Origin of the sequence: Lacticaseibacillus camelliae DSM 22697 = JCM 13995, assembly GCF_001436615.1 — a bacterium.
GTDB classification, from domain to species: Bacteria; Bacillota; Bacilli; order Lactobacillales; family Lactobacillaceae; genus Lacticaseibacillus; species Lacticaseibacillus camelliae.
The window spans coordinates 1-15,151 of sequence record NZ_AYZJ01000043.1 but is presented as its reverse complement, the minus strand read 5'-3'; the positions used below and the strand labels follow the sequence as shown (position 1 = coordinate 15,151).

Sequence of the window (15,151 nt, the reverse complement as noted above, 5' to 3'; positions counted from 1 at the left end):
TAGACCACTATCAAGGATTCGTTATCATCGTTGCACTTGACTTGAAAATTGAGGTCGCTAAAAAATTCTGCACCCAGCGTCAGAAAAAAACCCAGAAGCAGCTGCTTGTAAAGGGATAAGTGTCGATTGTGAATATTAAACTGCCACCACAGAAGCCAAATAATCGCAATTACTGGCGGCACAAAATTCACGAATGCGGCTGGCCAACCATACGTTTGTGCAAACAAAGCGGTTGGTGCTAACAGCAAGAGGGCAAGAATGATGCCATAGAGATCATTGGCTTTAACAGTACTAACGGCACCTGCCAACCTAACGCAGGCATTAATTAACAGGGTCATGATTCCGCTCATGAAAGCAGCTTTGAAAAGCACACTTCGCGTAATCGCCAGGGAAATCAAATCACCGAAGTATCGCCCATTATAGCCTTGGAAGAAGTTTCTAAAAGCGGACAAGCGCGTTTGGGTACCCCATGCCCATTCATCATGACTGTAAGGGACCATTGCAAAAAGTACAAAAAAAACAAGAAACAGCCCTCCATACAGAACATAAGGATTGTTAGTTATCTTTTTTTTGATCATGCGTATGCTTCTCCTCAATGAAATATAGTGGTCGATTCTTCGACTCCATAAAGACCCGGGCTAAGTATTCACCTAGAATACCATTAGAAATCAAGATGCACCCACCTAAGAACAAAACCAGGATCACTATTGTTGGGAACCCTGACTGTGTAGGCCCTGTGATAAGCGTTTTGATGAATACATAGATCATATAAATAAATGCGAACGCCGAAACAATAAATCCGAGAAAGGTGGAAATTCTCAATGGAGCAGTGGTGTACGAAGTGATTCCCTCTAGGGCCAAGTTGACCAAGCTACGAAAACTCCACTTAGATTTGCCATGAAGTCTGGGCGCCGCATCAAATTCAATTGCCACCTTTTTAAACCCGACAACATTGTAAAGTCCCTTGGTATAGCGCTGAGACTCTCGGAGAGAACGCAGAGCAACCACTACTTTCTTGTCTAATAGTCGAAAATCACCAGCATCTGGGGTCACCGGAGTTTTTGAAATCTTGCCGAGAAGCTTATAAAACCACTGAGAGGTTTTGATTTTAAACCAGCCTTCCCCCTCGCGTTTATTTCGCTTCGCGTAGACATCGTCATAGCCCAGCCGCCAAAGCTTAACCATGTCATTGACTAACACGGGCGGATGCTGTAAATCTGCATCCATGATGATTAGCGCATCGTGGTGAAAATAGTCGAAGGCGACAACCATCGCCGTCTCTTTCCCGTAGTTTCGCGATAATGAAATATAGGAGACATCATCGTGTGCATCCGAAAGCTTCTTAAAAACGTCAACAGTATGGTCCTTACTGCCATCATCAATAAACAAAATCTCGTGCTCCAGCCCTAGCTCTTTAAAATTGATATCAGAGATAATACGCTGGTAAATTGACTCAATATTTTCTTCTTCATTGAAGCAAGGAATTGCAATCAGTAATTTCTGCATAATGACTCACCCATTTCTGAATTATGAAGCTTTCTTCGGGTCTACTACTAAGCAAGTATGTCGTTAATTTGGCCATGCCTTAAATGGGACAAACACCAGATGATATTTGTGCTGACTAAGTCGTGCATTCTTTAACATCATTGGATATCCCCAGCCCCAGTCGGTATTCGGAGTAGTATTCCAATTGTACTGATCAAACGGTAGTCGTTGCAGGACTAGCTCTGTTTTACCCTGCCGCGCTTGAGCACGCATTTGTACTACTCGCTCATTATTATAATAGCCATTGGCTGTCATCATTAATAGCATTAACAGCAAACTAATACCTCCAAGCAAAAAGCTACCGTGGACAATCACAGCTGAAGTTCTCGGTTGCGGTTCAAGAACCGCTCTCAAGACATCAAGCGATGCAATCAAAAGAAAAGCAACACTACCAAATGCGCAACGTGGGCCATAAGGAGTGATGATTGCAAAAGGCGCGGACAGTACCAACGCCGAACCAATGTAAAACCACATCCGCGTGCGAAGCTGAGGACTTTGAACGTACAGAGCAGTAGCAAGTATGACACCGACAACGAACAAAATACTAGCAATCGCTAGCAAATTGTTAAAGACTCCTGAACGATTAAGATTTCCCCAATCAAACATCTGACTGCTGAAAAATGTTAAAAAGGCATACCCAAGTAATAGCGTGCTGACAAACATTTTGACAACGTTGTGCCCTATAGGAGCACGCCAGATAAGTATGAACAAACCAACCGCTAGCAGTGCAATTATCAAGCCATTCTCATGAAACACATAACGGTACATGCGTTGTGTATATGTATCCCTAATCTGTGCGATAATTCGCTGGCCCAAGGCTAAATGTCGTTGATCATTTTTACCTGCAAAAGCTGCAAGGTAACTAGGATCAGTAAACATTCGAATGGCCCCAAGAACAATTCCCACAAGAAAAGCAAGCACGGTCGACGCTTTGTTGGAATGCGCTCTTTTAAGGTATATCCACGCACAGATACCGAAGAGCAAAAGGTATAGCGTTATATGTTCCACAATCAGAGCACTTACGAAACCTAGCCCCCCAAATAGAAGCCACTGCCATTTTGATATTGATTCTGGCCGCCGTTCCCGCACCCAAATGACCATAAGCAAAACTGGAATCATTCCAAAAATATAGTTGATAAAACCGGAAAGCCAACCAAATGTTTGCGCAAATACTTCTTGCGACATGGTCATGAGCAACGCGGTCGTGAGCATAAGTTGCCAGCCTTTGACTCGTTTTGAGTTGAATCCGACCGCGGCAACCAAATACACCAAACCCACACTACCAAATCCATAAATCAAGACTCGAAGAATCGTATAGCGAGTCATTCCAACCATCAGGATATTGCTAAATAGCCGTCCATTATAGTTATAAAAATTGGTGGACATAAGGTGGAGGCCTTGTTGGCCTCCCCACATCAAATCGTCACCGCTGAACGGCAAGACCAAGCCTAATAAGCCAAATCCAATTATTAGTAAAAACAGTATCCAAGGTTGTTTTGCCTTCATTTTCATTATTGACGGGATCCTCCAAATCACTGATTAAGCCACTGCGAGCGGATTAGCAAATACAATGTCTCAAAATCAAAGTGCCAACCCACGATACGCTCAGATTCTAGTCCTCGATAAGGCAAGCGTTGAACTATTTTTGAAAAATTCGTCCAGAGTCATGGATACCAGTCAGTTGTTTTTCCATCCCAACCGGTAAATAAGCCATTTTTAAAGCCACATCAATCTCGCAAAGAATCCAAGACGGCACTCCACTGCGAAATAACACGAGGAAGTTTAAAGGCCTCGTATCGTTTAAGTGATTTTTCTCCGTACTCGTGTCTGAGCGAAACGTTACTGATTAGCAGATTAATGTCTTTAAGCATGGCCGACACATCGCCCACCGGCACCAAAAGTCCAGTCTGATCTGGCTCCAAAATCTCCCGTCCCCCATGGTGGGCGAAGGAAACCACTGGTAATCCGAAAGACATCGCCTCGATAATCACCATACCCAATCCCTCAGTACGGGAGGTGGAAAGAAACATGCTGCCCGCCTGATAATGCTCTGCAAGTGCATTACCATCTAGAGAGCCAATAAATTCTATATGTTCAGGGCTGACGTCGGCAATCATGTTCTTAAATGTCTTCACCTGATTGGGGCGCCCCTGACCGGCAATTTGAATCTTCCAGCCTGGTGGTAGTTGTTTGGCAATCTCTACAAGATAGTCAAGCCCCTTTATATAGGTGTCAAGCCTCGTCGTAAAGATAATCTTATGTGAAGTCAGCGGCGATTGCCCATGCGACGCTAGGACAACGGGATTATAGATTACATGGGTATTGCGATTGTATTGAGAAAAAACCTTCAGATCAAAATGAGTTAAACAAACTATTGCCGAAACTGCAGTCAAAGCCGCAATGTATGCCGGCCGGTAATTCTTAGTCAGAGAGCCAAAACTATAATCAGTCGCTTCATGCATCCACGCAATTGTGTGCAATTTTGGCCGATTCTCACGCAGCGCTTTCGCAAATAACGTTACCGACCAAAAGGAGTTTAATATCACCACATCAATTTTGTATTGATCGAGATAAGCTAGAAGCCTCTTTAATTCAGGCTTTGCAAAATCCGCGGGCACAAAGCTTCGATGAAAAAGAAACTCCAGCCCTTTCCCCATCTTGTCAACCACTTCTGCTATTCCTTTATGAGGTAGCCCGAACTGGAACAACCGGTCCTCTGGCAAATCAGAATAGTTGGTCGTGTACTGGTAAGCAAAATAGTACAAATCATGCCCTTCAGCCGCTAATGCTTTGCCAATATTAGCCGCCGCAATATAAGAGCCACCATAACCAAAGCCCTGACTGACAACTGCAATACGCATTATCTTCTCCTTAACGTTTCAAAAATCGCTTTCCAACACTCAAGACATACTTAAACTCGGGAGTCTTAAAGCTAAACAGTATGTAGAGAATCATCGACAGAATAAGGGTCACGAAAGCCTTAATAATGATGCTGAGCAATCCGCCTTGTAGCGTGATAAATCTGTTTACAAGAATATCAACAATCGCTCCTGCCACAAACAGCTGTGCAATCCCCCGAAAAATCAAGACGACATACTCTCGAACAGGGCGTTGCAGGGCGTAATGATAAACGACATACCCCTCATACCATATAACAAAACCAAACGAAGAACCAATTGTTGCTAGCAGCACCCCATTGATCCCCATCTTCAGTGGAATCAGAAAAAGTAACGACAGCGCGACATTGATTGTTGCTTCAATAACCGGCTTGATCCGTTGATACCAAAACAAACCAAATGACTGAATAAATACAAAGCCCGTATTCCGATAGACTTGAATCACGTAGTTAATGACAATCAATAGCGCCGTAACCTTAGGCAGCACGTTACCCTTGCCGACCCACCAGCTAATAAACGGATCGAGTAAAACCAACAGCTCTATTCCGGTAAAAAAGGCCAGACTTTGACTGACAAAGAAGTGACGTCGAAATAAATCGTTTCTACGACTTGCATCCGCCTCCACCGCAAAATTACCGATACTTGCGGTAATTGAATTGGTGATTTGTTTACAAATATTCTGGACTGCGTTTACGATGAGCGTGTAATTTGAATAAATGCCTACCGCAATCAAACTAACAAAGGAGGAAATAAAGATATTATCTGTACCCATAACAATCTGTCCGCCAATTGTGGAGGACATGTTACCTAGAACATTTTTCTTTATCTCATCACTAGTAGCCTTGTCCACCTTAACCGCTTTCGCATGTTGAATATACGGATAACGTCGATCAACGATCCAAGAAATACAAACGTTTCCTGCAATGGTGAAGATAATTTGAATTATCAGATAAATGACGAAGTCTGCATGGATATATAAAAAGGTAATTTGAACAATATTGGCTACTAAAAGAAATAAGAAATCATTTAATGTGACAATATAAGCCTTCTGATCCGCTGAGATCAAAGACCGCTTGTATGTAAAGAAGTAACTGACAACCGAGTTGGTCAAGAACAGCAAATAAATCAAGTAGAGGTTATCTACGTGCTGAGAACCATGGATCATCAGGTGCAGAAATGGCATGACTGCGATTCCCAGCACACCGATTGTGACCCCAATCCAGTTGTAGGCCTTGCGATAAAGTTGCATTAACGCCACGATTTGCGGGTGATCGTGCAAGGCAATCGGTTTATACAGTGAAAAGATGATTGAACTACCAACGCCAAGTTCTGATACCGAAAGCAGACTCAAAATGTTAGTGAACAATCCGTTTAAGCCTAAATATGTTTCACCCAAAAACCGAATAAAGATACTACGGGCAATGAATTGTATCAAGAGCCGCATAATGTAGATCCCGGTTGAAATACCGGAATTCATAATAGAATATTCAAGACGGCCACGTTGCTTTTTCATTACCGGTCCCTCTTTCGATTACTTGAAATAAAACGTATACGGATGGTTGGTAACACGCGCAGAAGCCGGTGGCATTTTCATGTAGTCACCAAACCTCAGAGTTAAAAACTCTTTTCTAGCCTTAATCGCCATCACCGTCCGGCCAGCAAAATTGACATCTTCAAACTCGTCCGAAGAAAACCAGGCGACTGGGAAAACGCCCCAATCCTCATTGAGATACTCCGGGCGACCACATTCACTAGCCTTATCAAATGAATAGCGGGTCATCGTCTTCACATAACGTTGACGCCAGTAATTGTCATCACCCTGTGCCATTAAAGAACGGTAATGAGGATAACGAATCACTCGCTTCACATATGCTTTCCAACGAGAGAAGGAACGAGCATACGTTCCGTTTGGAAGAGTATCCATCATATTTTCTCGAAGTTTCTCGCATTCATCATGAAAGCGGTATTGCGCCACTCGGCCTGCAGGTGCACCATCCAGCGCGAAAATATCAACGAAGACCCCCATAAGGGGGTCTTCTGCACCATACACCTGATGGCTGACCATCGTCGTTGCCGGATCGACAACCTTAGCAAAAGCGTAACGGTAGTGCGCCCTAGTCTCAAAACTAAGAACAGGATAATCGCTTTGTCCAGCTAAGAGCTTAATCAACCTATCATAATCAGGCCGAGCTAACACAATGTCGATGTCATCATCCCAGGGAATAAAGCCATGGTGACGCTCAAGCCCAATTAATGAACCATAAAAAATGCTGTAGCGTAACCCGTGGCTTCGGCATATACCATCAATATAGCTCAGAATGTTTAACTCGCATTCCTGTATTTGCTGTAGCGTCATTGGTGTCAAAGAATTTACATCTCCAATCGATCTTGCTCAGGTGCAGGGCCAAAAGACACAACGCCTAGAAAAAGCCAAAAGCAGAAGGCCCCTATCCGGTTCTCGAAGATAACATCAGGCATCACACATCCAAAGACGAACATGTCAACGACGATTAACCCAAAGATAATAAAGCTGATATCATCAAGTCCACGAGCTTTAAACAAATTCTTCGCTAGTAACCAGAATTTCTCAATCAGGAAGCCAACGAGTGGAATCAACCCCATCAGACCGGTGCTGACCAGTGTCAATAAAAATAGGTTATGCGGCGTCTGGCCTGCATATGAAATATAAGTATGCGGCAACTCTTTACGAGCATAATTAATGAAGTTACGAGGGGAACCACCATAGACCGGACTACTTGCCCCAATTTCCAGTGCGCTCTTCCAAAGAGACAATCGACCGTTAGACGTATCCCCATTTTCTGTGATATCTTCACGCTCCAGCGAAACGTCACTATTCTTTTTCGTGGTCTGCGAACCCATTTTGTCCAACAAAATGATTTTAGTGGGAACGACTAAATGGGGCATTACAACTTTCACGCCCTCACTCAAACCCACAACCAGTAATACCCCTAGCAAGGCAACTCCAAGAGATTTCAGCCACTTCACAAAAACAGTATCAAAACGCCTCTGATAACGAAAAACCAAGAACAGTCCGATAAAAGTAACCAAACTCAGGTTAAGCATCGCAGAACGAGAACCCGAAAGCACGACATACAGAAACTGGATCGCCATGAGCACGCAATATCCCACTCTCGCACGATTGCCTGCCTTAATCGCACGGTTCATCATCAATAAGATGGTAATGTCGGACAAATTGGCAGCAAAGTTGGGCTCAACGAAAAATCCGTACAACCGATTTTGAACCATTCCAATTCGAACCCCATAATAAATCTTGCTCAGAGATGCGGTGTAGCTATAGTTCACGAAGAATAAGAACAAAGACCCAATAACGCTGATTGTCCAGTAAACAAACAGGATGTTTTCAAACCACCTTAACAGCTGTGGATCTTCGTGTTTACCCACATAGAAAACCGCAAAGAAGTACAGAACCTGCCATATTACCATTTTCCCGTTTGAGATAAGTGACGCTTCCGGAACCAATAAAGTCGAGACAACCATTGCCAATATAATCAAGACTAGCCAGACGTTCGGGATTTCTCGATTTGTGAACCATTCTGCCAAGTTAGTCAGCACAACTAAAGCCCCGAACAGTGCAACAATCGCAAATAGAGCTGAATCAAACTTGGAAGACACCAAACTTTCCAGAATATTCATTCTTAACAGCAACGCTATCTCGAACGAAAGTATGAAGATCCGTGTAAGTGGTTTGTTATAACCAATCAATCTTTGCATTTTTTCACCCTAACCCAATCTGATTAATTTCGATGAAGCTTAATCGCAGTTGCGTAACACTTGATGCTTAACATCAGAGCTGTCATTGCCACCTTACGCGCCCCGGTAAAAATCCTGTCTCGAAGAATAAAGAAATAATTCGACCGAAGATAGTGGACTATTGCTTTCAAATGCCGCGGATACTTTGTCTCGGCTTGACCATTCAATAACTTATCCAACACCAGAAAATTTGCAAAACACACACGTTGATGGGCGGCATGCCTCAGCGCAGGACTAGCATTCACAAGTTTCTGCTCGTTTTTTTCCCAAGCGTCAATGAAATCAAACTGCTTTTCAGAGAAGGTCTCCGTGTTAATGCTATCCTCGCGATGGACATAGTAATATCGCTGGCGGGAATCAACAACGATTCTCGAACACTGATTGAGCACGTCCAAAATGACATAGGAATCTTCGTGATACTTACCAACAGGATAACGAAGTGTTTGAAAAATTCTCCGAGCATATAGCTTATTCACCGCATGTACGGAGATAATGTTACCCTCTAGGATCAGCTTTGTCGCCTGGTCACGGTTAAGTTCCTTATAAAAAAGGTCTTTTTTCTTCGGTTTTTCGTCACCATAGACATCATAGATTCCACAAATCGCCAGCTGAGCATCAGCCTGAATAATCGCGTTATGAAGGATTTGATACATATCCGCAGCAATATAATCGTCCCCATCAACGAACCCAAGGTAACGACCTCGCGCGACGTCTATGCCGGCGTTACGTGCATCGCTCAGCCCGCCATTTTTTTTGTGGATCACGCGCACCCGAGCATCCTCATTCGCATACTGATCACACATTCGACCGCTATTATCAGGAGAGCCGTCATCGACGAGAATGACCTCAAAATCTTTAAAGGTTTGATTCAGAATCGAATCGACACACTTTTTTATATACCTTTCCACTTTATAAACAGGAACAATAATGCTAATCTCAGGCATTCTCTTCTCACCTCGGTAACCGTGTTTGGCCAACTAGTGTTTGGTTAAGTAATAACGACCCTCATAGCGCGTATAGCTATGTTCAGGATCAATAAATACAGCATCATGATGTGGCTTTTGCTGTGCTTTAGGCGGTCTCTGCATATAGTTACCAAAAACCTGTCTGAGATAAATATCATACCCAACTGGCAGCGGCATCGCCGTGTCTTCAAACGGCAGCATCACAGCAGATTTAAAAGCTGTCTCCGGATATCGGTTTCCCATATACTTCGGACCGACGCAAAGCTCAGTGACAAGCCCCGTGTCCCGACCTTGATACCTAGTCATCCGGTGCTCAGCAAACCGCCAAATTCGGTAGCGCATCTGTTCACTTCGAAACAAGCCGAGCAGCAGACGACTGCCTGCTGCGATGATACCGCCATGAGTCTCAGGTACTAGTTGTTCCGAAAACAAGGCATACACCATCGCCCAGGCGCGCTGAACATCATGTCCAACCTTGCTGACCGGTGCCACATCCAATGGAAAAACATCAATGGCAACCCCGTGCACAACGTCTAGATCTTTCTGATACGTCTTAATAAAAGTAGTCTCGCGATCCCTGACCGTCACAAAATTGTTGCGGTTAACGAAGTGCTGACTAGCCACTTCTAACGCAAAACGTTGCTCAGGCCCTTTAGGCCAAAGCTGAATCAGCTTTTGATAATCTGCTCTGGGCATGAAGAAATCAAGATCATCGTCCCAAGGCACAAAGCCATGTTCACGCACCGCACCGATAGCACCACCGCCACAAAAATAGCAAAGGAGCTCATGCGATTGACAAAAATCGACAAATACCCGTGCGATTTTAAGTGTAGCATGCTGAACCTTTGCTAATTTCGGATCATTACTATACACGTTGGCCCTCCATTACTGCCTTAACTTCTTGTGGTAGAACCACTCCCGCATTTTCCCAGGCATCACGCTGATGACAATGTGGACTCCACTGACAAAGACAAAATCGCCGAAATTTCCCAGGCCTTCACGATAAACGCGATAACGCCCACCAAGACCCTCTATAAGATACTTCCAGCCGCCCCGCCGGCTGATCATGTCAGCACCCGTTCGCGCCAACACCAAGTCTTTCTGAATGTTGTACGCTTCAGATCCTTGCTTTAACATTCGCGCCCATAATTCATAATCCTCAAAGCTCTTCACCGAATGATAGTTGCCTGCCTTCAAAACTGCGTCTTTCTTGAACATAACCGTCATATGATTAAACGGATTGCGACGTTTTGAGAACTCACGGATTTCATCATTTGTCTCAGGGACGATGCGTCTTCCCACAATGTTGGCTGGATCTTCCACAAATTCACTGATGGTTGAACCGCAGATGTCCAATCCTGCTCTCAACTCGAACTCACGGTACTCCAACGCCAGACGGTCTGCCTCCATAATATCGTCAGTGTCCATCCGGGCAATCAACTCACAACAGGCCAGCTTGACACCGATTGCGAGTGCCGGTCCTAATCCTTGATTAGTCGCCTGTGGATAAATATGAAGTTGTGGTAACCAAGCCTGACTAGCAGATAACACCTGTTGGAGTGGCGCGGTGATTGGCCCATCTAGAATCATAATCACTTCTTCTGGTTGCAGGGTTTGCTTGGCGATACTTTTCAAGGCTGTGCGGAGATGATCTGGTGACTCCTTCTTGTAAAGCGACATCAGAACAGTAATCGGTGCCGTCCCCATAATAATCCTCCTAACTAAGATGCCTGATATCGTTCTCCTCAACAATCTCATGCAACTTCTTCATGCTTGGCTCCTCATCCGTATCAAGTCCCTGTGAGGAAACCTTGTCAAAAAGGATTTTAATCGTCTGCAACAGAATTTTCACGTCCAAAAAGACGCTGTAGCATTTGATGTAAAGAAGATCAAATTTCAGCTTACTGTGGTAGTCCGACGCATACTTACCATAAACTTGCGCATAGCCGGTAATGCCAGCGCGGACATTGTGGCGCAGGTAATAATGAGGCTCCTCAGCGTTAAACTGATTAACAAAGAAAGGTCGTTCAGGCCGTGGCCCGACAATTGACATATCGCCCTTGAGTACATTGAAAATCTGCGGCAATTCATCCAGCCTTAGTTTTCGCAGATACTTCCCGACAGAGGTCACACGCGCATCGTTGGCCTGGGCTAGCATTGGCCCACTCTGCTTTTCGGCATCATTACGCATTGTGCGGAACTTGTAAATTGAAAATTCGCGTTGATTGAGCGTGATCCGTGTCTGCTTGTAAATGATAGGCCCTGGTGAAGTCACCTTAACTAAGATGGCGGTCACCAGCATAAACGGAGACGCAACGATTAGAAGTAACAGCGCCACAATAATATCAAAGACTCGCTTAAAGAATGCATTCTCCGAAGACAGGCGGAAATCACTAATGCCCATAACGCTCTCATCTTCGAAATTCATTAAATTAGGCCGCAACATCAATAAGTTATCAAATGTTGAAGGAAACATCAGATGTTTGTTTGCCTTCAATACGAGATCAACGATTGCCCGCCTGTCATCGTCAGAGATGTCTTTAGTCAGATAGAAAACATCAACATCAGGCAACACGTTCTTCACGTTTTCAACGAAATGATCCGTCACCACCACGTCAACCTTGTGCTTGTTGTTCTTGGCCGAGTTGAAGTTTTGAATCACCGCTGGCAAATCCTCCACATGAGACACAACAGCAACTCGCTGACTGGGAGTTAATCTCAGATAGAGGAAAAAGATAATTACCCGGTAAATGCTTAATGTAATCGCACTTACAACAAAGGAAAGAAGCAACACCGAGCGAGGAAAGGCAAATAACCTTCCCAAGAAGGTGATCATTATCAGACCCATAATTGTCAGTACTTGGCCTAAAATCGTAATAAAGATAATGTCGCTGACGCGGCGGTTGTAGTAAACATAGGCACCAAGTAGAAAATTGACCAGTAGAAAGACCACGGTCAGCCAGACCACGGATTTTTCATATGTGTAAAAATTCCGAATGGGAATAGCCCGGCCAAAGCGCAGATAAAACGCGATCAAGACGCTGGCATTGAAGACCACCACATCGCCAACCACTGTTATAAACCGTTTCAAACCGCCCCATGAAGCTTTTTGTTTCATAACAAACCCTCTCAACAAATGAATTGCATCAGTGTGCTACTCGAATTATCACTAATTATGATTACAGAAAAACGGTCACCCCATATCATACCAAATCAGGCGACCGTTCCAAAACAAAGCCTGAAAGCTTTAACAAATTTATGAGGTCTAGACAATCTCATGAACATGAAAAGTTAACGGCTCTATATTATGTTGTGTCCAATCTTTCAACAGACCAGCAGTTTGCTTAGAGCGATCGATCAGTACAATCCCACAGTCACCACCGCCTGCTCCGGAGAATTTTGCCGCTCCGCCGGCCTTTTCTGCCAATTCGCACATTGTTTTCAAAGCGTCTGTCTCAATTTCCACCTCGGAAAAGCGCGCCAACTCATCCAAGGAGTGACGATTGCGCCTGAGACACTTCTGAATCACGGTTAGGGAATGGTTTCTGAATCCCGCAATCATACTTTGAATGGTTTCCCGACTATCAGTTAAAAAGCGCTGGTATTCTTCCTGCTTCTGAGCCTTCGCGATGGCTATCTTGTCTACTAAACGAGATGTAGAGGCTGGCGAACCAGTCCAACCGATAAGAAGTTTGAGTGCTTCAGGGGCCTGCAAAAGCTCAATCGATAATTGCGGCCAGTCCATCTTCAACAGTTCGCTCAGCTGATGAGTTCGGCGTTCCGCTGCCAACCAGTCCTTGTCAAACGACTGATAGGCAATCCATCCCCCATAGACCGAGGCCGCGATATCGCCTAATGAACCGTTTCCTTGAACATCCAAGTGTGCGATTGCAGAGAGCTTGTAGAGTTGATCAGAGGTCATTTTCAAATCGTAAAACTCATTCAGAGCTTTCACCGTAGCAACCGTGACTGCTGCCGAACTCCCAAGCCCATATTTTTTACCGTCCTTGGAGTCCAAATCAGAGTCAACGTAAAGCCTGTACAGTGCCATAGGCTTTCCTTGCTCTCGTGCATACTGCTCGGTTAATTTAATTGCACTTAAGATATAGTGGAAGGGATTGTCGCGGTTATCAAACACCATCTCGTCACCTTCCCGCTGCCAGAGAAGCGAGTTCTCCTGATACTGTTTCGAGACGATACTGCCATACTTGGCCATCTTCTCAACCGTAACTGTGACGAACTGATTTAAAGCTACGATAATCGCGGGGTACCCAGTTTCCACCACCGCGTACTCGCCAGCAATATACAACTTGCCTGGCGCCTGCGCTGTTACCACCATCATCAGAACCCTTCCCAAATATTATCAATTGCACGTACTAATTCCAATTCGATTATAAGTGTCCTCGCCTCGGCTGACCGGTGACGCGCTTAACTGTAACTATTTCTCAAGAAAGGCAGTCCGACCCGATAAACTTTGTTCAGAGAATCTCCTCTGATCCCCCAGCCTCTTAGTAGTAGCGCCAGTCGAGGTGAAAAGTGTATGTATTATACAATACCCGGTTAATCCTAGTCGGGTACAGGCACAACCACCTAATCACTGCCTTATTTCTACTACAGACCTCTTTCTGGAGCCATAAAGAAGCGACACTGCATTCTCCAACACCCAATCTATTAAACGAATCCAATAACCGACAAACCAATTTGCTTCATTTTACAGTTTTAGTGAAACAATCTTTCAGACAATACTGGTGGCCGCTCGTAATATCGTATTGAATCAGTCGATAATCGTGCAAAAGGCGTTTTTGTGCACGGCTTAGCTTGCTTTCATCGATCACTTTACCAGATTCGGTCACAAAATTAAGTGCTTCAACCTTTGCATCGCCTGATTGGCTCGATTGACTTTCAGACTTATCTTGACTGCCAGAGGCATTAGTCCCTAAAACGCCCAACGCTTGCCACATCGTTGGCAACTGATGCTGCACATCGGTTAGCAAGGCTGTATACGGGTCTACTTTCGCATTTCCTTCCTCAAGAGCCATCGGGATGAAATCGTTGGTACTTACAAACTTATGACCTTCACTAACTTCTTTTGCACCATGCTCTCTCGCATATTTATTAGCATAGATGAAATAGTCTGTTGAATATTTTTCAACGGAAGCTGGTAAATCATAGATACCTGGCAGATGGTCGCCATAGAAGACCATGATAACTGGTTTATCCAACTTATCGATTTGACTGATGAAGGCTTTAACAGCAGTGTCAGTATATGAAATACCTTGCGTAAAGTGCTGAACTGACGCTTTCATATTTGGCGCGAAACCACTACCACTAACCTGATAGTCGTGATCAGGATAAACATCCGCCGTGTATGGCATGTGATTTTGCATCGTAATCAGATTCAAAAATTGTCCTCCCTGCCGAGAGTTAATTTGAGCCAAGGCGTTAGCATAGGCAGTCTGGTCGGACAGATACATAGATTTGCCAATTCGCTTCTGATCAATAATTTTATATTGACTACCAAGATAGGCAAACTTGTTGAAAGAATATTTACGGTACACTGCCGGCCGATTATAATATCCGCCAGTGTACGGATGTATCGCCGAGGCGTATTCAAAAAGGTTTCCCACATTCGGTGCAATCTTCTCACTAGGCACGACTTGGCTATTGGGAATCACATTACCAGAAGCAAAGAGCCCCATCGACATGCCTGTTAAAGACATATATTCCATATTGGCCGTACCACCACCATAACCCGCACTAATCATCAGTCCGGAAGTGGTCCGCCTCTTTAACTGAGTAATATAAGGGATAGGATTTTGGTTTAGTTTCAAACCTGCTATGTGAGTCGGATTCGAAAAGCTTTCAGATAAATTAAACATTATGGTTAAGTTCTTTGGCCCCCAGTTTACAATTCAAGTGCAACACCTTAGCGACTAGACCAAAAAGGCCATG

At 44.3% G+C, this 15,151-nt stretch carries 12 protein-coding genes and 1 pseudogene; all 13 read right to left on the bottom strand.

Annotation, left to right across the window (positions count from 1 at the left end):
* Positions 1–578, bottom strand: a pseudogene (locus tag FC75_RS08355) (hypothetical protein); the annotation flags it as partial.
* On the bottom strand, positions 556–1,509 hold the full coding sequence (locus FC75_RS08350) for a glycosyltransferase family 2 protein (RefSeq protein WP_156314428.1): 954 nt from the start codon (positions 1,507–1,509) through the stop codon (positions 556–558). The pseudogene FC75_RS08355 and the gene FC75_RS08350, both read right to left, overlap by 23 nt.
* A 60-nt stretch (positions 1,510–1,569) precedes the next feature.
* On the bottom strand, positions 1,570–3,057 hold the full coding sequence (locus FC75_RS08345) for a DUF6056 family protein (RefSeq protein ID WP_054665117.1): 1,488 nt from the start codon (positions 3,055–3,057) through the stop codon (positions 1,570–1,572).
* A 215-nt stretch (positions 3,058–3,272) separates the two neighbouring features.
* Entirely contained in the window at positions 3,273–4,406 is a 1,134-nt protein-coding gene (locus FC75_RS08340) for a glycosyltransferase (RefSeq protein ID WP_056989627.1), read from the bottom strand.
* A 10-nt stretch (positions 4,407–4,416) separates the two neighbouring features.
* A complete protein-coding gene (locus FC75_RS08335; RefSeq protein ID WP_056989626.1) occupies positions 4,417–5,955 on the bottom strand; it encodes a lipopolysaccharide biosynthesis protein in 1,539 nt (512 codons plus the stop codon).
* Between the two features lie 18 nt (positions 5,956–5,973).
* On the bottom strand, positions 5,974–6,807 hold the full coding sequence (locus FC75_RS08330) for a LicD family protein (RefSeq protein ID WP_156314427.1): 834 nt from the start codon (positions 6,805–6,807) through the stop codon (positions 5,974–5,976).
* 5 nt (positions 6,808–6,812) lie between these two features.
* On the bottom strand, positions 6,813–8,195 hold the full coding sequence (locus FC75_RS08325; RefSeq protein WP_054665106.1) for an O-antigen ligase family protein: 1,383 nt from the start codon (positions 8,193–8,195) through the stop codon (positions 6,813–6,815).
* Between the two features lie 23 nt (positions 8,196–8,218).
* A complete protein-coding gene (locus FC75_RS08320; protein WP_056989625.1) occupies positions 8,219–9,178 on the bottom strand; it encodes a glycosyltransferase family 2 protein in 960 nt (319 codons plus the stop codon).
* Positions 9,179–9,211: 33 nt separating this feature from the next.
* Positions 9,212–10,072, bottom strand: a complete 861-nt coding sequence (locus FC75_RS08315; RefSeq protein ID WP_054665104.1) for a LicD family protein — start codon at positions 10,070–10,072, stop codon at positions 9,212–9,214.
* Positions 10,073–10,084: 12 nt separating this feature from the next.
* Positions 10,085–10,906 carry a glycosyltransferase gene (locus FC75_RS08310; protein ID WP_054665101.1) on the bottom strand — a complete coding sequence of 274 codons (822 nt, stop codon included), beginning with the start codon at positions 10,904–10,906 and terminating at the stop codon, positions 10,085–10,087.
* 10 nt (positions 10,907–10,916) lie between these two features.
* Positions 10,917–12,317, bottom strand: coding sequence for a sugar transferase (locus tag FC75_RS08305; protein ID WP_054665098.1), 1,401 nt, complete (start codon positions 12,315–12,317; stop codon positions 10,917–10,919).
* A 147-nt stretch (positions 12,318–12,464) separates the two neighbouring features.
* Positions 12,465–13,535 (bottom strand): phosphomevalonate kinase, encoded by a 1,071-nt coding sequence (locus FC75_RS08300; RefSeq protein WP_054665124.1) that lies wholly within the window; start codon positions 13,533–13,535, stop codon positions 12,465–12,467.
* Between the two features lie 370 nt (positions 13,536–13,905).
* Complete coding sequence (locus FC75_RS08295; RefSeq protein ID WP_082623127.1) at positions 13,906–15,078, bottom strand: LTA synthase family protein; 1,173 nt, start codon at positions 15,076–15,078, stop codon at positions 13,906–13,908.
* Between the last annotated feature and the right edge of the window lie 73 nt (positions 15,079–15,151).